Source organism: Streptomyces cinnabarinus, from assembly GCF_027270315.1.
GTDB lineage: Bacteria > Actinomycetota > Actinomycetes > Streptomycetales > Streptomycetaceae > Streptomyces > Streptomyces cinnabarinus.
The window spans coordinates 6,176,209-6,194,871 of record NZ_CP114413.1; the positions used below are offsets into that span (position 1 = coordinate 6,176,209).

The following is an 18,663-nucleotide window of genomic DNA, read 5'->3' on the forward strand; positions in this document are numbered from 1 at the left end:
CGCGCCTTCTGCGCCGTGGTTAGTCGGCGTTAACCTGCGGGGCATGACCGTGAATCTCGAAGTCGCCGACGGTGTGGGCACGCTCCGCCTGGACCGCCCCCCGATGAACGCGCTGGACATCGCCACCCAGGACCGCCTCAAGGAACTCGCCGAGGAGGCGGCCCGGCGCGACGACGTACGCGCCGTGGTGATCTACGGCGGCGAGAAGGTGTTCGCGGCGGGCGCGGACATCAAGGAGATGCAGGCCATGGATCACACCGCCATGGTCCTGCGGTCCCGCGCCCTCCAGGACTCCTTCACCGCCGTGGCCCGGATCCCCAAGCCGGTGGTCGCGGCGGTGACCGGGTACGCCCTGGGCGGCGGCTGCGAGCTCGCCCTGTGCGCGGACTTCCGGATCGCCGGGGAGAACGCCAAGCTGGGCCAGCCGGAGATCCTGCTGGGCCTGATCCCGGGTGCGGGCGGCACCCAGCGGCTGTCCCGGCTGATCGGCCCCTCCAAGGCGAAGGACCTCATCTTCACCGGCCGGATGGTCAAGGCGGACGAGGCGTTGACGCTCGGTCTGGTGGACCGTGTGGTCCCCGCCGATGAGGTCCACACGGCCGCGCACGCCTGGGCGGCCAAGCTGGCGCAGGGCCCGGCGATCGCGCTGCGCGCGGCCAAGGAGTCCATCGACACCGGCCTGGAGACCGACATCGACACCGGTCTCGCGGTGGAACGCAACTGGTTCGCGGGCCTGTTCGCGACGCCCGACCGGGAGACGGGCATGCGCAGCTTCGTGGAAGAGGGCCCGGGCAAGGCGAAGTTCCTCTGATCCACCGCCGTTCGTCCCCCTGAGTCCCCCTCTTCGGCCCCCACGGCCCCTTGCAATTGACGCGGTGTCTGATCCGGGTCCCTCGATGGGACGGTTTATGGGAGCCTTAAGGCAGCCTTAAGCCTGTCTTGTCGAGGGAGCCCGTCCCTTGCCGCCAACAGAGCTTCCGCCGCAGGTCAGTTGGGCTGTGGCGGACTCCGAACTGCCGGTGTCATATGCCAATCGGGGCTCGCGGAATGATGGATTCCGGGGAGCGTATTCCGCGGGAACGGCCCCGGAGCGTGCTCTGGGCGGCCATGATGGGGGCATGGCGGGGCTGGAGGGTATCGAACAGCCGCGGGGACACAGCCGTGCGACCGCGGCGCGCTGGTCGCCGGCGGTCGAGGACGAACACGCCTTGAAGGCGCTGGAGTTGTTCGGCAATCCCACGGAGGCGGAAGTTCCGCTCCCTTCCCGGCCCGAATCCGCGGCCACGGCCCGTCGCCTGGCCCAGGTAGTAGTACTCCGCCACTGGGGCCTGACGCCCAGAATGACGGAAGACGCCGTCTTACTCGTCTCGGAACTGGTAGGCAACGCCGTCCGCCACACCGGCGCCCGCGTCTTCGGACTCCGGATGCGTCGCCGCCGCGGCTGGATCCGGATCGAGGTCCGGGACCCCTCCAGGGGCCTGCCCTGTCTGATGCCGGTCCAGGAGATGGATATCAGCGGCCGGGGCCTGTTCCTCGTCGACAAGCTGGCCGACCGCTGGGGAGTGGACCTGCTCCCGCGGGGCAAGACCACCTGGTTCGAAATGCGCGTCGCGGACCGCTGAACGGACCCGCCCTCACCGCCAAGGGGAGTAATCATGAGGAATCGGGCGTAACCCCCTTTAAATAGGGCGCGTGATCAAGACCGACCGCCGGACGGTGCTCCGTGCCGCCGCCGCCCTGGTCGCCGCAACGGCCTGCACCCCCACCCGCGCCGTCGGCCACCCCGCCACGCCCGAGCCCTCGTCCCCCCGCCGCATCCCGGGCCGGCCGACCCACCTCACCCACGGGCCCGGCGACACACACCGGGTGGCGCTCACCTTTCACGGCAACGGCGACCCCGGCACCGCCGAGGCGATCCTCGACGCGGCCGACGAACACGGCGCCCGCATCACCGTGCTGGCCGTGGGCACCTGGCTGGACGCCAACCCCGCCCTCGCCCGCCGCATCCTCGACGCCGGCCACGACCTCGGCAACCACACCCAGCACCACCTCGACATCAACGCGATGCCCGAGGCGCAGGCACGAGCCGAGATCACCGCCTGCGCGCGGCGCCTGAAGCGCCTCAGCGGAACCATCGGCCCCTGGTTCCGCCCCTCCCGCGCCGCCCGGGCCTCCCCCCTCGTCGCCCGCCTGGCCAAGGACACCGGCTATCCCCACGTCCTCTCCTACGACGTCGACCCCCTCGACTTCACGGGCCCGGGCCCCACCGCCCTGGCCGACACCCTCACCGCCGACATCCGCCCCGGATCGATCGTGAGCCTGCACTTCGGCTACCCGGACACGGTCGCCGCCCTCCCCGCCGTACTCGAAGACCTCCACCGCCGCGGACTGACCGCCGTCACCACCACGGAGCTGTTCAGTTGATGCAACACAACATCGTGAAGGCCACCCTGCTCGCGGGCGCGGCCCTCGCCACGCTCGCCGCCTGCGGCACCGAGAGCAGGGAGAAGGAGTCCCGCGCCACCAAGGCCGCGGCCGTCCCCGCCCCGCCGAAGAAGAAGCAGCCGGTCCAGGGACTGCCCGGGATGCCCCCGGTCCTGGACCCCAAGGACGTGTACGCCGCCGACCGGCCCAACAAGCTCTCCCCGGTGGTCAAGGACTTCCCGAGCCGCGTCTACGTCCCCAACACCGAGTCCGACACGGTCTCGGTCATCGACCCGAAGACGTACGAGATCATCGACACGATCCCGGTCGGCCGCCAGCCCCAGCACGTGGTCCCGTCCTGGGACATGAAGACGCTGTGGGTCAACAACAACCGCGGCCACACCCTCACCCCCATCGACCCCAGGACCGGCAAGGCGGGCAAGGAGGTGGAGGTCCACGACCCGTACAACCTCTACTTCACGCCCAACGGCAAGTACGCCGTCGTGATGGCCTCCCTCGACCGCGAACTCGTCTTCCGTGACCCGCACACCATGAAGCGGGTCAAGACCGAGCCGGTCACCTGCTACGGCGTCAACCACGCCGACTTCTCGCTGGACGGCAAGTACTTCATCGTCTCCTGCGAGTTCAGCGGCGAACTGCTCAAGGTCGACACCGAGAAGATGAAGGTCGTCGGACAGCAGAAGCTCCCCTTCGACGGAGCCATGCCCCAGGACGTCAAGATCTCCCCGGACGGCAAGAAGTTCTACATCGCCGACATGATGGCCGACGGCATGTGGGTCCTGGACGGCGACAAGTTCGACGAGCCGAAACTGCTGCCCACCGGCAAGGGCTGCCACGGCCTGTACGTCAGCCGCGACTCCCGCGAGATGTACGTCTCCAACCGCGGCGAGGGCAGCGTCTCCGTCTTCGACTTCACCCAGGACAGGCTCACCAAGAAGTGGCAGCTGTCCGACGGCGGCAGCCCCGACATGGGCGGAGTCTCGGCCGACGGCAAGGTCCTGTGGCTGTCCGGCCGTTACGACGCCGAGGTGTACGCCATCGACACCCGCACGGGCGCGCAGCTGGCCCGGATCCCGGTGGGGAGCGGCCCGCACGGGCTGGCGGTGTACCCGCAGCCGGGCCGCTACTCGCTGGGCCACACAGGCATCTTCCGCTGACACGCCGCTGTTCGGGTGAAGATCCCCAACGCGCCGCCGCGGAACCGGAATCGTGCTCACCATGATCACAACTCCGCTGCGGCGGCGCGCCGCTGCCGTCGTCCTGTCCCTGGCCGCCGTCTTCGCCACGACGGCGGCCACGGCTCCCGCGCAGTCTCCGAAGGCACCCGCGCCGGCCGACTGCCCCGTCCAGTACGACGACCCGGTCGAGGCCGCCGCCGACCGCCGTGTCGACGTCGGCCGGATCACCCCCGAGCCGGTCTGGCGCAAGACCTGCGGCACCCTCTACCGCGCCGACGGCCGGGGCCCCTCGATCGTCTTCGAGGAGGGCTTCAAGCCCAAGGACGTGGTGAACGGGCAGTACGACGTGGAGAGTTACGTCCTGGTCAACCAGCCCTCCCCGTACGTGTCCACGACGTACGACCACGACCTGTACAAGAAGTGGTGGAAGTCCGGCTGGAACTACTACATCGACGCGCCCGGCGGTGTCGACGTCAACAAGACCATCGGCGACACGCACAAGTGGGCCGACCAGGTCGAGGTGGCCTTCCCCGGCGGCATTGACCGGAAGTACATCATCGGCGTGTGCCCGGTGGACAAGACCACCAAGGTCGAGATCATGAGCGACTGTCAGAGCAACCCGCACTACGAGGCGTGGCACTGAGGCGTGAACAGCGCCTCCGATCCCACGGGCCGGTAACCGGCAGCCTGGAACGCCCGCAGACTGCGGGCGTTCCCCGCCGAGACCTGGGCCCACACGGGTTCCCCGGCGAGCTGCCGCGCGGCGGTGACCAGCTCCCGCCCGAGCCCCCGGTGCCGTACCTCCTCCGCCACCTCCACGGCGACCTCCAGCCGCCCGCCGACCCCGCGCCCGAGCACGAGCACCGCCCCCCGCGCCGCCCACACGCGGACGTGGTCCCGCCGCCTGCGCGAGGACACCACCCGCGGATGCCCGGGATCCTCGATCTCCGTCAGCTCCAGGGCGGGCCGCCCCGGCAGCGGAGCGCCGACCGCCAGCACGTCGATCGTGTCCGTCCGGCGTCCGGTCCGGGCCATGAAGGCGGCCAGGAAACGCGGGTTCATGGTGGCGGCCAGCGCGTCGCAGTCCAGCGCGCGGAGGGTGTCGTGCACCCAGTCCGGGTCCTCGTCCGTGAAGACGACCGAGTGCGCGGTGAAGGCGAGGACGCCCGCGTCGCGGGGCGAGTGCTGGGGTACCACGGTCGTCCCGCCGTCGGCGGGCGGGAACGAGCCCTGCGCCACGGAACCGAGAATCTCCGGCAGGCTCTCCATCGCGCGCTCCTTGACATCGGACGTCCCGTGCGGGGAGGACTCCGCCCGGGTGGTCGCCGCGCTGCGGGTTCGGGCGGCCGGTTAACCTGACCTCCGGCAACAAGCCGCAAGGCACGACGAAAAAGGGGCGGATCGGTGGCGGACATCGACGAGGCACGCAAGCAGTTCGAGCGGATCGACACGGACGGTGACGGCTTCATCACCGCGGCCGAGTTCAAGACCGCCCTCGCCCAGCAGGGCGACTGGAACGTCACCGAGGCGGTCGCCGAGGCCATCATCAAGTCCCGCGACCTCAACGGCGACAAGGTGCTGTCCTTCGACGAGTTCTGGGCATACCTGGGCAAGTGACCCACGCAGAAGGGGCGCCCGTCCGGCGAGGACGGGCGCCCCTTCACGCTTTCCTGGCCCACTCGCGCAGGGCGGCCTTGCTCTTGAAGTCGGCGACGTTCCTGTCCAGAGGGTCGTCCGTGTACTGGTGGAAGCGCCACCTGGCCTGGATGCGGGGCATGCCCGCGGAGACGTAGTCGGCGATCCAGAGGGCGTCACCGGCGTAGGAAGTCGTGTCGACATTCAGCCAGTAATTCCTGTTGCAGTACAGAATGACCGGATTGTTCGGCCGCAGGTCCTTCACCTTGCGGATGAACAGGTCCTTCTGGGCGTTCGTCGCGTGGGTGCCGTCGCTGGTGGTTTCCCAGTCGACGGCGAGGATGTCGCCGGCTTTCTCGGGGGCGTGTTTGACGAAGTACTCGGCCTGGGCGGTGAGGTTGCCGGGCCAGAGGAAGTGGTAGAAGCCGACGACCAGGTCGGCTTCGCGGGCTCGTTTCGTCTGGGCGGAGAGCTTGGGGTTGACGTACGAACGGCCCTCCGTCGCCTTGATGAAGACGAAGGAGAGGCCGTCCGTGTCGTACGTCGAGGGCTGGTAGGCGCTCACGTCTATGCCGCGCAGCATGTGGGGGCTCCCTGAAGTGCAAGTGGGGGGACGGGAGTTGTTGATATTCCCCGGTCGCGCGCGGTCAACCGGGTCAGCAGTTGGAGGGGTTCGTGACCCAGCGCAGCACCGCGTTCATCACCCCGTCGCCGAGGGAGCTGATGGCCTCGACGGCGTGCTGGTCGCCGGGCAGCGGTGCGATGCCGCGCACGGTGAGTGCGGCGTACAGGTCCAGACGGCGGTGGTCGGTGGCGCTGAGGGTGCTCAGGCGCTGCGCCGGGTCGGGGGGCGGCAGCAGGTAGTCGTCGCCGTACTCGACCGCGGAGGCGTACCGGTCGCACAGGGGCCAGGCGGCCTGGGCCGGGGTGAGTGTGTCGCTGTAGGAGCTCACTGCGGATCTCCCTCGCTCGGGGGTGTCTGTCTGCCCAGTGAGTCGCGTGGGGCCGCCGGCCCGGTTGCGTCATGTTCCGGCTGTCGCCCGAATGCCGCAATAAGGATGATGGTCAGGGGGGAATCGCCGCCATGCGCAATCCCCTTGCGGCGGATATGTAGTTGAAAGCCCGTTATGCGCAATTCGCCGTGCGCTAAACTCCTTACCGAGCCTAAGTGCTCCATTGAGCGACAGCTTGCTCATTCTTTGCTGTAGGCGCTTCGGATCTCGGTGCGACGGGGGGACGTGACATGGATCGGACTGCGCGCATCGACAACACCGCTCGTGACAGCGTTCCTGATCCGCGTACGACCCCGCTCGCCGTCTGAGCCACCTTCCGAACCTGGTCCGACGCCCCCGCCGGGTGCCTCGTGAGCATGCCCGAGGCCACTCGCACCGCCGCGCGCCGACCGGTTGACCACCCCTGCCTTGCCACTCACGCGTGCCCCGCCCGGCCTCAAGGCACTGACGCCGTCACCGACCCGACCCGGAGGGACAGCCGCCCGTGCACAACACCACCGCCATGCTCATCGAACTCGGCGCGATCATCCTCGCCCTGGGCCTGCTGGGCCGACTCGCCGGACGAGTGGGCTTCTCACCCATACCCCTCTACCTGCTGGCCGGGCTCGCCTTCGGCCACGGCGGCATCCTGCCCCTCCAGGCCAGCGAGGAGTTCGTGGCCACCGGCGCCGAGATCGGCGTCATCCTGCTGCTGCTCCTGCTCGGCCTGGAGTACAGCGCGTCCGAGCTCGTCAACACCCTCAAGACCCAGTACCCCTCCGGCGCGGTCGACTTCGTCCTCAACGCGACGCCCGGCGCCGTGGCGGCACTGATCCTGGGCTGGGGTCCGGTGGCCGCCGTAGCGCTGGCCGGTGTCACCTGGATCTCCTCCTCCGGGGTGATCGCCAAGGTCCTCGGCGACCTGGGCCGGCTCGGCAACCGCGAGACCCCCGTCGTGCTCGGCGTCCTCGTCATCGAGGACCTCGCCATGGCGCTCTACCTGCCGATCCTCACCGCCCTGCTCGCGGGCGCCGGCCTGGCGGGCGGCGGCCTCACCCTGCTGATCTCCCTGGGCACCGTCGGCGCCGTCCTCTACGTCGCGCTCCGCCACGGACGGCTGATCAGCCGAGCGGTCTCCTCCGACAACGCGGAGATGCTCCTGCTGGTCGTCCTCGGCCTCACCCTCCTCGTCGCCGGTATCGCGCAGCAGCTCCAGGTCTCCGCCGCCGTCGGCGCCTTCCTCGTCGGCATCGCCGTCTCCGGCGAGGTCGCCGAGGGCGCCAGCAGCCTCCTCACCCCGCTGCGCGACCTGTTCGCCGCCGTCTTCTTCGTCTTCTTCGGCCTGTCCACCGACCCCTCCGACATCCCGCCGGTCCTCGCCCTCGCCCTGCTCCTCGCCCTCGTCACCGCCCTCACCAAGGTCGCGACCGGCTGGTACGCCGCACGCCGGGCCGGAATCCTGGGCGCGGGCCGCTGGCGGGCGGGCGGCACCCTGGTGGCCCGGGGCGAGTTCTCCATCGTCATCGCCGGACTCGCGGTCGGTGTCGAGCCCCGCGTCGGCCCCCTGGCCACCGCCTACGTCCTGATCCTCGTCGTCGTCGGCCCCCTCACCGCCCGCTGGACCGAGCCGCTGGCCCGTCGCCTCGACCGTCGCCGCACCCGTCGTACCGCCGTGTCCACGCCGCTCTCCGCACCGGCCGACGCGGGGCGCGCCCAGTGCGTACCCGCCGACGTCTGACCGACAGCCAGGGAGGGAACCATGCACAGCACACCCGATGCGTTCCTCGACGGCTACGTCCGGATCCTGACGGAAGCCTCCCGCACCGGCCGTCGCCTCACCCGTGACGAACTGCGCTCCCGGCGTGAACTCGGTGCGAGAGCCGCGGCGTCGGGCCACGGCTGGCGGGTGCTGATGCGCGAGCATCTCGCCGTCAGCCGTACCTTCTGGCCCACCGCGGCCGCGCCGGACAGCGTCCTGTCCGTCATCGAGCAGGCCGTGGACGCCTTCGCGGACGGCTACGAGCACGCGCAGCGCCTGGTCGTCCGGCAGGAGGAGGCCGCCAGGAGGGAGTTCATCGACGACCTCCTGCACGGACGGGGCGACGCCGGTCGTCTCGCCGCCCGGGCCGAGCGGTTCGGGCTGCGGCTGGCACGTGCCCACGCCGTCGCCGTCGCCGAGGGCCCCGCCAAGTACGACGAGACCGACCCCGTACCCCGTCAGGTGCAGGACGCCCTGTTCACCCGCTTCGAGAGCCGCCGGGTCCTGTTCACCACCAAGGACGGCCGGATGGTCTGCGTCGCCCCCGGGGACCAGGACGACGTCCTGACCCACTTCGCCGAACGGGCCGGCGCGGCCACCGACGGCGGCCGGGTCGCCATCGGCCGCCCCCGGCCCGGCGCCGTGGGCATCGGGCACAGCTACGAGGAGGCCCTCAACACCCTTGAGGTCGCCGGGCGCATGGGCTTCGACGAACCGCTCCTGCGCGCCGCCGACCTGCTGGTCTTCCCCGTGCTCGCGCGCGACCGGCAGGCCCTGACGGACCTCGTGCGCAGCACCCTCGACCCGCTGGAGCAGGCCCGCGGCGGAGCCCGGCCGCTCCTCGACACGCTGACCGTCTACTTCGACACCGGCTGCGTGGCCGCCGAGACCGCACGACGACTGTCGCTGAGCGTACGGGCCCTGACCTACCGTCTGGAACGCATCCACGCCCTCACCGGCACCGACCCCACCAGCCCCGCCCACCGCTACACCCTGCAGACCGCGGTCATCGGCGCCCGGCTGCTCGACTGGCCGAGCAGACCGCTGTGATCCGCCCGCCGACCGGCTCTCAGGAGCGGCCCACCGCGTCCTGGTCGTCCACCGGCCCCCGCGGAGCTCCGATCGGCGCACCACCCGCACTCGGCCGGGACCTGCCCGTCAGCCGCAGCGCCACGGGTTCCGTGAAGCGGGCGGCGAGCGGGCCGAGCAGCACCAGGATCAGGACGTACGCCGTCGCCAGCGGGCCCAGGGACGGCTCGATCCCGGCGGTGACGGCGAGCCCGGCGATGACGATGGAGAACTCACCCCGCGCCACCAGCGTGCCGCCCGCCCGCCAGCGGGCCCGGACGGAGACACCGGCGCGGCGCGCGGCCCAGTAACCGGTGGCGATCTTCGTCAGCGCGGTCACCACGGCCAGCGCCAGGGCGGGCAGGAACACCGGCGGAATGCTGGACGGGTCGGTGTGCAGTCCGAAGAAGACGAAGAACACCGCCGCGAACAGATCGCGCAGCGGCGCCAGCAGATGGTGCGCCCCCTCCGCGACCTCGCCGGAGAGCGCGATACCGACCAGGAACGCGCCCACGGCGGCGGAGACCTGCAACCGCTGCGCGAGACCCGCCACCAGCAGGGTCAGCCCCAGCACCACCAGCAGCAGCTTCTCCGGATCGTCGCTGGAGACGAAGCGCGAGACATGGCGGCCGTAGCGCACCGCCAGCAGCAGCACCAGGCCGGCCACCCCGAGCGCGACGGCCAGCGTGAGGCCGCCCGCGGCCAGACCGGTCCCGGCCAGCAGCGCGGTGACGATCGGCAGGTACACGGCCATGGACAGGTCTTCCAGGACCAGGATGCCGAGGACGACCGGGGTCTCCCGGTTGCCCAGCCGCCCCAGGTCCCGAAGTACCTTGGCGATCACGCCCGATGAGGAGACCCAGGTCACCCCGGCCAGCACCACCGCCGCCACCGGGCCCCAGCCCAGCAGCAGCGCCATCGCCGCACCGGGCAGGGCGTTGAGCGCGAAGTCGACCAGCCCGGCCGGGTACTGGGTCTTGAGGCTGGAGACCAGATCGCTCGCGGTGTATTCCAGACCCAGCATGAGCAGCAGCAGGATCACGCCGATCTCGGCGCCGATCGCCACGAACTCCTCGCTGGTCCCCAGCGGCAGCAGCCCGCCCTCACCGAAGGCGAGCCCGCCCAGCAGATACAGGGGGATGGGCGAGAACCGGAAACGCCCGGCGAACCGGCCGAGCAGCCCCAGACCGAGCAGGATCGCGCCGAACTCGATCAGGAAGACCGAGGACGAGTGCACCGCCTCACTCCCGGCCGAGTATCGCCGCGGCGGCGTCCACGCCCTCGCGCGTACCGATCACGATCAGGGTGTCGCCGCCGGCCAGCCGGAAGTCCGGCGTCGGCGACGGGATCGCCTCGGCGCGGCGCAGCACGGCCACGATGGAGACACCGGTGTCGGTGCGCATCCGGGTGTCGCCCAGCAGCCGTCCGTTCCAGTGCGAGACGGCGGACAGTTCGATCCGCTCGGCCACCAGCCCCAGTTCGGTCGTCGACAGCAGACTCGGGCTGTGGTGCGCGGGCATCAGCGCGTCGATGAACGCCTCCGCCTCCCCCGAGGTCAGCCGCACCGACAGGTCACAGGCGTCCGGGTCGTCCGTGCGGTACGCGCTCAGCGTCCGCGACCCGTCCCGGTGCGCGACCACGGACAGCCGCCGCCGCTCCCTCGTGGTGAGGTCGTAACGGACCCCGATCCCCGGCAACGGTGTACTGCTCATGCGTGCTGCGCCCACGGCCGCCCCCTGTCTGATTCGGGTGTTTCTCCGGGTAATTTTTGATGACACCCTAGGGCCTGGAAGGAGGGCGAGCATGATCGAGTGGGTGTCACTCAGCCCCGGGGCCCGCCCCGTACCCAGGCCCGTGGCCACGCCGTTGGTGTGGGCGGCGGCGTCCGGCAGCGCACTGCTGCTGGTGGTCCTGCTCAACGCCCTGGTCGGCATCGGACGCCCCGCGCTCGCCCTGGCCGCGCTGTCGCTGCTGGCCGCCCTGTCGGGACTGCGCGCCCACTTCGCCGCCGCCCCCGGCACGGCCGTCCTGTGCTGGCTGTTCCTCAACGGCTTCGCCATCCCGCCCGCGGGCACCCTGACGTGGGCCGCGCCCCGCGACGCGCTCTGGCTCACCTGCCTGCTGGCCGCCACCCTCCTGGGCACGACCCTGGCCCGCCTGCACCACGCCCACGCCGCCTACCGCCGCGTCACCCCGGAAGGCCCCCCGCGGCGGCACGGCTGACGAGGGCTCAGCACTCGATGATGTTCACCGCGAGCCCGCCGCGCGCGGTCTCCTTGTACTTCACGCTCATGTCGGCGCCGGTGTCCTTCATCGTCTTGATGACCTTGTCCAGGGACACCTTGTGGGAGCCGTCGCCGCGCATCGCCATCTTCGCCGCCGTGACCGCCTTCACCGCGGCCATGCCGTTGCGCTCGATGCACGGGATCTGGACCAGGCCGCCGACCGGGTCGCAGGTCAGGCCGAGGTTGTGCTCCATGCCGATCTCGGCCGCGTTCTCCACCTGTTCAGGCGAGCCGCCGAGCACCTCGGCCAGCGCGCCCGCCGCCATCGAGCAGGCCGAGCCCACCTCGCCCTGGCAGCCGACCTCGGCGCCGGAGATGGAGGCGTTCTCCTTGAAGAGCATGCCGATCGCGCCCGCGGCGAGCAGGAAGCGCACCACTCCGTCCTCGTCGGCGCCCGGCACGAAGTTGATGTAGTAGTGCAGGACGGCGGGGATGATGCCCGCGGCGCCGTTGGTCGGGGCCGTCACGACCCGGCCGCCCGCGGCGTTCTCCTCGTTCACCGCCATCGCGTAGAGCGTGATCCACTCCATCGCGTGCGCCAGCGGGTCGCCCTCGGCCCGCAGTTGCCGCGCGGACACCGACGCCCGGCGCCGGACCCGCAGACCGCCCGGCAGGATGCCCTCACGGGCCATGCCGCGCGAGACGCACGCCTGCATCACCCGCCAGATCTCCAGCAGCCCGGTGCGGATCTCCTCCTCGGTGCGCCAGGCCCGCTCGTTCTCCAGCATCAGCGAGGAGATCGACAGGCCCGTCTCCTTCGTCAGCCGCAGGAGCTCGTCACCGGTGCGGAAGGGGTACTTCAGGACCGTGTCGTCCAGCTTGATGCGGTCGGCGCCCACCGCGTCCTCGTCCACCACGAAGCCGCCGCCGACCGAGTAGTACGTCTTCGACAGGAGCTCCGCGCCCGAAGCGTCGAACGCCCATATCGTCATGCCGTTGGCGTGGTACGGCAGCGCCTTGCGCCGGTGCAGGACCAGATCGTCGTCGAAGGAGAACGGGATCTCCTGCTCGCCGAGGAGGGAGAGCCGGCCCGTGGACTTGATCGACTCGATCCGGTCGTCCGCCGTCTCCACATCCACCGTGCGCGGCGAGGCACCCTCCAGACCGAGCAGCACCGCCTTCGGGGTGCCGTGGCCGTGTCCGGTCGCGCCCAGTGAGCCGTACAGCTCGGAGCGGACCGAGGCGACCGAGGACAGCACGCCCTCGTTGCGCAGTCGGCGCGCGAACATTCGGGCCGCACGCATCGGGCCGACCGTGTGGGAGCTCGACGGGCCGATGCCGATCGAGAACAGGTCGAAGACCGAGATGGCCACGGGAACTCCTCCAAAGAGGGTGGGGGCACACTTCCTCGGGTGCCCCCACCAGGGAACTACTACTTGCTCAAACCGGGGTACAGCGGGTGCTTGTCGGCAAGCGCCGTGACCCGGGCCTTCAGCGCGTCCGCGTCGTAGGACGGCTTCAGCGCCTGTGCGATCACGTCCGCGACCTCGGCGAAGTCCTCGGCGGTGAAGCCGCGGGTGGCCAGGGCGGGCGTGCCGATGCGCAGACCGGAGGTCACCATCGGCGGACGCGGGTCGTTCGGGACGGCGTTGCGGTTGACCGTGATGCCGACCTCGTGGAGGCGGTCCTCGGCCTGCTGGCCGTCCAGCTCGGACTCGCGCAGGTCGACGAGGATGAGGTGGACGTCCGTGCCACCGGACAGGACGTTCACTCCGGCCTCGCGGGCGTCGGCCGCCGTCAGCCGCTCGGCGAGGATGCGCGCACCCTCCACCGTACGCCGCTGGCGCTCCTTGAACTCCTCCGATGCGGCGACCTTGAAGGAGACCGCCTTCGCCGCGATCACATGCTCCAGGGGGCCGCCCTGGAAGCCGGGGAAGACGGAGGAGTTCAGCTTCTTCGCGAAGTCCTTCTTCGCGAGGATGATGCCGCCGCGCGGGCCACCGAGGGTCTTGTGGGTGGTGGAGGTGACGACGTCGGCGTGCGGCACCGGGTTCGGGTGCAGCCCCGCCGCGACCAGACCGGCGAAGTGCGCCATGTCGACCCACAGGTACGCCTCGACCTCGTCGGCGATCCGGCGGAACTCCGCGAAGTCCAGCTGCCGCGGGTACGCCGACCAGCCGGCGATGATCACCTTCGGGCGGTGCTCCTTGGCCAGGCGCTCCACCTCGGCCATGTCGACCAGACCGGAGTCGTCCACGTGGTAGGCGACCACGTCGAACTGCTTGCCGGAGAAGTTCAGCCGCATCCCGTGGGTCAGATGGCCGCCGTGGGCCAGGTCCAGACCGAGGATGGTGTCGCCGGGCTTGGCCAGCGCGAACAGCGCGGCCTGGTTGGCGGAGGCACCGGAGTGGGGCTGGACGTTGGCGTACTCGGCGCCGAACAGCTCCTTGACCCGGTCGATCGCGAGCTGCTCGGTGACGTCGACGTACTCGCAGCCGCCGTAGTAGCGGCGCCCGGGGTAGCCCTCGGCGTACTTGTTGGTGAGGACCGTGCCCTGGGCCTCCATGACGGCGACCGGAGCGAAGTTCTCCGACGCGATCATCTCCAGGGTCGACTGCTGGCGGTGCAGCTCGGCGTCGACCGCCGCGGCGACCTCCGGGTCGAGCTCGTGCAGGGGCGTGTTCAGGACGGACATGCGTCTACGACTCCTCAGCCGGCGGAAAAGGCGGTGTACTCGTCGGCGGAGAGCAGGTCGTCCGGCTCGCCCGTGACGCGTACCTTGAACAGCCAGCCGCCCTCGAAGGGGGCCGAGTTCACCAGCGCCGGGTCGTCCACGACGTCCTGGTTGATCTCGGTGACCTCGCCGGTGACGGGGGAGTACAGGTCGCTGACCGACTTGGTGGACTCCAGCTCGCCGCAGGACTCGCCCGCGGTCACCGTGGAGCCGACCTCGGGAAGCTGGGCGTAGACGACGTCACCGAGCGCGTTGGCCGCGAACTCCGTGATGCCGACCGTCGAGACGCCGTCCTCGGCGCCCGACAGCCACTCGTGCTCCTTGCTGTAGCGCAGCTGCTGGGGGTTGCTCATGGCCTGAATTCTCCTGTACGCGGGGGAGTGCTGATGAAGGGGGACTGCTGAAGGCGTGCGTGAGCAGCGGTGATGTGCTCAGCATCACCTACGGCCACTACTTCTGACGCTTGTAGAACGGCAGCGCCACGACCTCGTACGGCTCATGGCTGCCCCGGATGTCCACACCGACCCCGGCCGTGCCCGGCGCGGAGTGCGCGGCGTCGACGTAGGCCATGGCGATCGGCTTGCCCAGCGTGGGGGAGGGGGCGCCGGAGGTGATCTCGCCGATGACCTGGCCACCGGCGACGACCGGGTATCCGGCGCGCGGGACCCGGCGGCCCTCGGCGATCAGGCCGACGAGAACGCGCGGCGGGTTGCTCTCCGCGCGGGCGGCGGCCTCGGTGAGCGCCTCGCGCCCGACGAAGTCGCCCTCCTTCTCGAACTTCACCACCCGGCCGAGCCCGGCGTCGAAGGGGGTGAGCGCGGTGGTCAGCTCGTGCCCGTACAGCGGCATGCCCGCCTCCAGGCGCAGGGTGTCCCGGCAGGAAAGACCGCAGGGGACCAGGCCGACGGCCTCGCCCGCCTTGGTCAGCGCCTGCCACAGCTCGACGGCGTGCTCGGGCTTCACGAACAGCTCGAAGCCGTCCTCGCCGGTGTAGCCGGTGCGCGCGATCAGCGCCGGGACGCCCGCCACCGTGCCGGGGAGACCGGCGTAGTACTTCAGGCCGTCCAGGTCGGCGTCGGTGAGCGCCTTCACGATGCCCGGGGACTCGGGGCCCTGGACGGCGAGCAGGGCGTAGGCGTCGCGGTCGTCGCGGACCTCGGCGTCGAAACCGGCGGAACGATCCACCAGCGCGTCCAGGACGACCTGGGCGTTGGAGGCGTTGGCGACGACCATGTACTCGGTCTCGGCGAGCCGGTAGACGATCAGGTCGTCGAGGATGCCGCCGTCGGCCTGACAGATCATGGTGTAGCGGGCGCGGCCGGGACCGACGGTGGCGATGTTGCCGACCAGGGCGTGGTTCAGCAGCGCGGCGGCCTGCGGGCCGGTGACGGTGATCTCGCCCATGTGGGAGAGGTCGAACAGGCCGGCCCTGGTGCGCACGGCGTTGTGCTCGTCGCGCTCGGAGGCGTACCGCAGCGGCATGTCCCAGCCGGCGAAGTCGGTCATCGTCGCGCCGAGCGAGCGATGCAGGGCATCGAGGGCGGTACGGCGGGGTTCAGGACTGCTCATCGGACGTTTGTCTCCCAAGGCATGACGGCGAGGTCGTTCCTCCCCATCTGTCATCGGAACCTGAGAGGTTCGTCATGACCACATGTGGGCATGACTTGCACCTTGGGTGGGACCACCGGCGACGGCGGTCCGCTTTTCAGATGTGCCTCGCCCGCGCGGTAACGGGGCCTGAGAGATTCAAGGGAGGGACTTGCTCCTTCGGCGCCCCAGCTGAAGGCTGGGAACTCTCCCGCGCGGATTCAAACGGCCGGTATGCAGTTGGCGCGGACATCATTGCACGCATCCGTCCGGTGCGGCAGGGCCGCATCTGTAACCGGTCTGTGGCGGTACGCGCACGAAAACGCTAGGCATCCGGCATTACCTTCTCTTTACGCTCAACGGGCAGGTGCCCTACCTGACCCAGGGGAGGACGATCACGTTGAACAGGACCTCGGCGTACGCGACCACCACGGGGATCGCGGTACCCCGGCAGCCGGCCGCACCGGCCCGGGCCGCGTCCCCGGTCGTGCGCGATCTGCGCGAGCGCTCCGGCCACAGTCCGCACGCGCTGCTCTTCGGCCCCAAGGACCTCGTCGTGATCACCGGCCTGCCCGGCAGCGGCAAGTCCACCCTCATGAAGCGGGCCGTGAAGGGCCCGAGGATCGACTCCCAGGACACCCGGGACCGCTGGGACGCCCGGATGCCCGGCTTCCTGCCGTACGCGGTCTACCGCCCCCTCGTCCGGATCGCGCACTACGCCGGGCTGTGGAGCGCCCTGCGCTCCGGCGCGGGCGTCGTCGTGCACGACTGCGGGACCCAGGCGTGGGTGCGCGGCTGGCTGTCCCGGGCGGCCCGGCGCCGGGGCGGCACCCTGCACCTGCTGCTCCTGGACGTCACCCCGGACCAGGCGCTGGAGGGCCAGCGCGAGCGCGGCCGGGGCGTGTCCCGGTACGCCTTCCTGCGGCACCGCGCGGCGGCCGGGCGGCTGCTGCGCGCGGTGGAGAAGGGGGAGCTCCCCCAGGGCTGCGGTTCGGCGGTGCTGATCGACCGGCCCGCGGCGGGCGTCCTGCGCCGGATCGGCTTCACGGGCTGAGCCGGGGCGGCCCGGCAGGCGCTAGCCTTTCCGCCATATCAGTGGTTCACGGCAGGCGGTCAGACAGATGGACTTCCCGGCGGATCTCCCCGCGGACTTCCCGGCGCAGGCGCACCCTCATCCGCACGGCGGATGGCCCGGCAACGAGCTGGAGGAGGTGCTCTCCGCCTCCCTCGGCGTGCCCTCGGCGGGCGGCCGGATCATCGAGGTGCTCGGGCGCAGCTTCCTCTGGATCCCGCTGCCCTCCGGCGGCGGCCCCCGGAGCGGGCCGCTGGACCTGCCCACGCTGGAGATCGAGGGCCAGGCCTTCGTCCCGGTCTTCAGCTCCGAGGAACAGCTCCGCCAGGTGGCCGGCGCGCACATGTCGTACACGATCGCCCCGGCGGTCGAGTTCGCCCGCGGTCTGCCCCCGCAGGTCGGCATCATGGTCAACCCCGACGGCGTGGTGGGCATCCCGCTGCCGCCCGAGGGCGTGGCCGAGCTGTGCCGGGTGGGCCGTACCCCGCTGGACGGCCCCGCGAGCGGCGGCCGGGTCAAGCTCTACGAACCGGACTGGCAGGACGACCCGGTCGACTTCCTCGCCGCGGCCTCGGCCGAGTTCGCGGCAACCGGAGTGGTGACAACGGCCCGCCGCTGCCTGGCCGCCATCGAGACGGCGCCCCCGGTCATGTTCGTGGGCGTGGAACTCTCCCACTGGGAGGGCGACCTCCGCACGGCCCCCATGGACGCCCTGGGCAGGGCCTTGGGAAGGGTCCCGACCCAGTGGCAGGTCAACTTGATCCTGTTGGACATGGCAGCCCAGGACCCGGTGGCGATATGGCTGCGCGAGAAGGTACGCCCCTTCTACACACAGGCTTAGAGAAACCCACCCAGGGGCGCGGGGCTGTATCGATTTGCGGCTCCGCCGCGCGGGCGCGACCAGCCACAATGAAGCCCGCACCCGCAGGACCACAGCAAGTCCCGAGATGTCAGGCGGGCTTAAGCTAGGGTCACGGCTCGGTCGGAGAAATGTTGGAGGGGCGGTACAGGTGAGCGCCAGCGGCATCGCGGCCGGGCAGGTCGAGCACATGCTGCGCCAGGTCACGCCCGGGCGGTACGACGCCTACGAGGCGCTCCTGCGCGCGCTCGCGACCCCGAACTCCGGCCAGATCTGGATGCTGCTGTGGCACGGCCAGTCCGGCTCCCCGGACGCCCAGTACGGGAACATGGAGGTCGACGGCCACGGCTACGCCCCCTGTGTCACCTCCGCCCAGGAGCTCTCGGCCAGCGGCTGGAACCGCAGTTACGAGGTCGTCGACGGAATCGACGTGGCCCGCACCCTGTACCCGGACCACTTCGGCCTCTGGCTGAACCCGCACGCCCCCGGCGGCGGCGTCGGCATCCCCTGGCTCGACCTGCGCCGGATCGCCACGGGCCTGGACCGCCAGCCCGCGGGCCCGCTGCGGCTGTCCGAACCCGGCATCGAGATCCCGCACTTCTACGCCCTGCTCGCGCAGAACGCGCACCGCACCCCGGCCGTCCGCGCCCTGCGCCGCGCCTGGGTGCAGCCGGCGCTCGGGGCGCCGTACCTCGCCATCGGACTGGATGTGTACGACACCAGCCCGCCCGCCGTGGATTCGGTGCGCGCGATGATGCAGCAGTCCATCGGCGCCGTCCCGGACGGGCTGCCGGTGTCGACGGTGGCGATGTCCGACGAGTACGACCCGGTCGCGATGTGGATGCGGGCGAGCGCCCGCCCGTTCTACGACCGTGAGGCGCACGCGGCGCAGGCGCCTGCCGCGGGATACGGTTACCCGCCCGTACAGGGCGGTTTCTGACGGAGTGACAGGTCAACGGCACGTTCACGCGCCCGACACATTTCTGCGCGCGTAGATGATGCCGAAAGTAACTGAACGTCCGTTTTGTGCCGACTCTTTCTCGTCCGGCGTCCGTCATCTGCTGTTCGGATAACGGAATCCCCAGTGCATCATCACGGTTGCGCATACT

The 18,663-nt window shown here is 70.8% G+C and carries 21 protein-coding genes and 2 riboswitches; of the genes, 12 read left to right on the forward strand and 9 right to left on the reverse strand.

Features of this window, described 5'->3' with window-relative positions; translation table 11 throughout:
- Positions 1-43: 43 nt before the first annotated feature.
- The 5 genes from STRCI_RS28090 (at position 44) to STRCI_RS28110 (ending at position 4,266) form a co-directional block, all read left to right on the forward strand.
- A complete protein-coding gene (locus tag STRCI_RS28090; protein ID WP_269661749.1) occupies positions 44-811 on the forward strand; it encodes an enoyl-CoA hydratase/isomerase family protein in 768 nt (255 codons plus the stop codon).
- Positions 812-1,118: 307 nt separating this feature from the next.
- A complete protein-coding gene (locus tag STRCI_RS28095) occupies positions 1,119-1,622 on the forward strand; it encodes an ATP-binding protein (RefSeq protein ID WP_269661750.1) in 504 nt (167 codons plus the stop codon).
- Positions 1,623-1,692: 70 nt separating this feature from the next.
- Positions 1,693-2,424 (forward strand): polysaccharide deacetylase family protein, encoded by a 732-nt coding sequence (locus tag STRCI_RS28100; protein WP_269661751.1) that lies wholly within the window; start codon positions 1,693-1,695, stop codon positions 2,422-2,424.
- Complete coding sequence (locus tag STRCI_RS28105) at positions 2,424-3,602, forward strand: YncE family protein (protein ID WP_269661752.1); 1,179 nt, start codon at positions 2,424-2,426, stop codon at positions 3,600-3,602. Before STRCI_RS28100 ends, STRCI_RS28105 begins: the two co-directional genes overlap by 1 nt.
- Before the next feature lie 61 nt (positions 3,603-3,663).
- A complete protein-coding gene (locus tag STRCI_RS28110) occupies positions 3,664-4,266 on the forward strand; it encodes an ADP-ribosyltransferase (protein WP_269661753.1) in 603 nt (200 codons plus the stop codon).
- Here STRCI_RS28110 and STRCI_RS28115 read toward each other — a convergent pair.
- Positions 4,248-4,892: a GNAT family N-acetyltransferase gene (locus STRCI_RS28115; RefSeq protein WP_269661754.1), complete on the reverse strand. Its 645-nt coding sequence runs from the start codon at positions 4,890-4,892 to the stop codon at positions 4,248-4,250. The genes STRCI_RS28110 and STRCI_RS28115 overlap by 19 nt on opposite strands.
- A gap of 135 nt (positions 4,893-5,027) precedes the next feature.
- Between STRCI_RS28115 and STRCI_RS28120 the strand changes: the two genes are divergently transcribed.
- Complete coding sequence (locus STRCI_RS28120) at positions 5,028-5,240, forward strand: EF-hand domain-containing protein (RefSeq protein ID WP_269661755.1); 213 nt, start codon at positions 5,028-5,030, stop codon at positions 5,238-5,240.
- 43 nt (positions 5,241-5,283) lie between these two features.
- Here the strand turns inward: STRCI_RS28120 and STRCI_RS28125 are convergent, their stop codons facing one another.
- Positions 5,284-5,841 carry a GH25 family lysozyme gene (locus STRCI_RS28125; RefSeq protein WP_269661756.1) on the reverse strand — a complete coding sequence of 186 codons (558 nt, stop codon included), beginning with the start codon at positions 5,839-5,841 and terminating at the stop codon, positions 5,284-5,286.
- A gap of 73 nt (positions 5,842-5,914) precedes the next feature.
- On the reverse strand, positions 5,915-6,211 hold the full coding sequence (locus tag STRCI_RS28130) for a hypothetical protein (RefSeq protein ID WP_269661757.1): 297 nt from the start codon (positions 6,209-6,211) through the stop codon (positions 5,915-5,917).
- A 544-nt stretch (positions 6,212-6,755) separates the two neighbouring features.
- Here STRCI_RS28130 and STRCI_RS28135 point away from each other — a divergent pair.
- Both STRCI_RS28135 and STRCI_RS28140 read left to right on the forward strand, forming a co-directional pair.
- Entirely contained in the window at positions 6,756-7,988 is a 1,233-nt protein-coding gene (locus STRCI_RS28135; RefSeq protein ID WP_269661758.1) for a cation:proton antiporter, read from the forward strand.
- A 21-nt stretch (positions 7,989-8,009) separates the two neighbouring features.
- The gene (locus STRCI_RS28140; RefSeq protein WP_269661759.1) at positions 8,010-9,059 is read left to right on the forward strand and encodes a PucR family transcriptional regulator; all 1,050 of its coding nucleotides are present in this window, start codon (positions 8,010-8,012) and stop codon (positions 9,057-9,059) included.
- Positions 9,060-9,078: 19 nt separating this feature from the next.
- Here the strand turns inward: STRCI_RS28140 and STRCI_RS28145 are convergent, their stop codons facing one another.
- Together STRCI_RS28145 and STRCI_RS28150 are read right to left on the reverse strand one after the other, a co-directional pair.
- Positions 9,079-10,314, reverse strand: coding sequence for a cation:proton antiporter (locus STRCI_RS28145; protein WP_269661760.1), 1,236 nt, complete (start codon positions 10,312-10,314; stop codon positions 9,079-9,081).
- A gap of 4 nt (positions 10,315-10,318) precedes the next feature.
- The gene (locus tag STRCI_RS28150) at positions 10,319-10,789 is read right to left on the reverse strand and encodes a cation:proton antiporter regulatory subunit (RefSeq protein ID WP_269661761.1); all 471 of its coding nucleotides are present in this window, start codon (positions 10,787-10,789) and stop codon (positions 10,319-10,321) included.
- Positions 10,790-10,880: 91 nt separating this feature from the next.
- On the opposite strand from STRCI_RS28150, the gene STRCI_RS28155 reads away from it, so the two are divergent.
- On the forward strand, positions 10,881-11,300 hold the full coding sequence (locus STRCI_RS28155) for a hypothetical protein (RefSeq protein WP_269661762.1): 420 nt from the start codon (positions 10,881-10,883) through the stop codon (positions 11,298-11,300).
- A 7-nt stretch (positions 11,301-11,307) separates the two neighbouring features.
- Here STRCI_RS28155 and STRCI_RS28160 read toward each other — a convergent pair whose 3' ends face one another.
- The 4 genes from STRCI_RS28160 to gcvT form a co-directional block, all read right to left on the reverse strand.
- On the reverse strand, positions 11,308-12,675 hold the full coding sequence (locus tag STRCI_RS28160) for an L-serine ammonia-lyase (protein ID WP_269661763.1): 1,368 nt from the start codon (positions 12,673-12,675) through the stop codon (positions 11,308-11,310).
- Between the two features lie 59 nt (positions 12,676-12,734).
- Positions 12,735-13,997: a serine hydroxymethyltransferase gene (gene glyA, locus STRCI_RS28165; RefSeq protein ID WP_269661764.1), complete on the reverse strand. Its 1,263-nt coding sequence runs from the start codon at positions 13,995-13,997 to the stop codon at positions 12,735-12,737.
- Between the two features lie 14 nt (positions 13,998-14,011).
- Positions 14,012-14,389, reverse strand: coding sequence for a glycine cleavage system protein GcvH (gcvH, locus tag STRCI_RS28170; RefSeq protein WP_269661765.1), 378 nt, complete (start codon positions 14,387-14,389; stop codon positions 14,012-14,014).
- 97 nt (positions 14,390-14,486) lie between these two features.
- On the reverse strand, positions 14,487-15,605 hold the full coding sequence (gcvT, locus tag STRCI_RS28175) for a glycine cleavage system aminomethyltransferase GcvT (protein ID WP_269661766.1): 1,119 nt from the start codon (positions 15,603-15,605) through the stop codon (positions 14,487-14,489).
- A 37-nt stretch (positions 15,606-15,642) separates the two neighbouring features.
- Positions 15,643-15,751: riboswitch (glycine riboswitch) on the reverse strand.
- Positions 15,752-15,847: riboswitch (glycine riboswitch) on the reverse strand.
- A gap of 170 nt (positions 15,848-16,017) precedes the next feature.
- On the opposite strand from gcvT, the gene STRCI_RS28180 reads away from it, so the two are divergent.
- The 3 genes from STRCI_RS28180 (at position 16,018) to STRCI_RS28190 (ending at position 18,494) form a co-directional block, all read left to right on the forward strand.
- Positions 16,018-16,677 (forward strand): AAA family ATPase, encoded by a 660-nt coding sequence (locus STRCI_RS28180; protein WP_269664668.1) that lies wholly within the window; start codon positions 16,018-16,020, stop codon positions 16,675-16,677.
- A 67-nt stretch (positions 16,678-16,744) separates the two neighbouring features.
- Positions 16,745-17,536 carry an enhanced serine sensitivity protein SseB gene (locus STRCI_RS28185; protein ID WP_269661767.1) on the forward strand — a complete coding sequence of 264 codons (792 nt, stop codon included), beginning with the start codon at positions 16,745-16,747 and terminating at the stop codon, positions 17,534-17,536.
- A gap of 169 nt (positions 17,537-17,705) precedes the next feature.
- Positions 17,706-18,494, forward strand: a complete 789-nt coding sequence (locus STRCI_RS28190; protein WP_269661768.1) for an enhanced serine sensitivity protein SseB C-terminal domain-containing protein — start codon at positions 17,706-17,708, stop codon at positions 18,492-18,494.
- Positions 18,495-18,663: the final 169 nt, after the last annotated feature.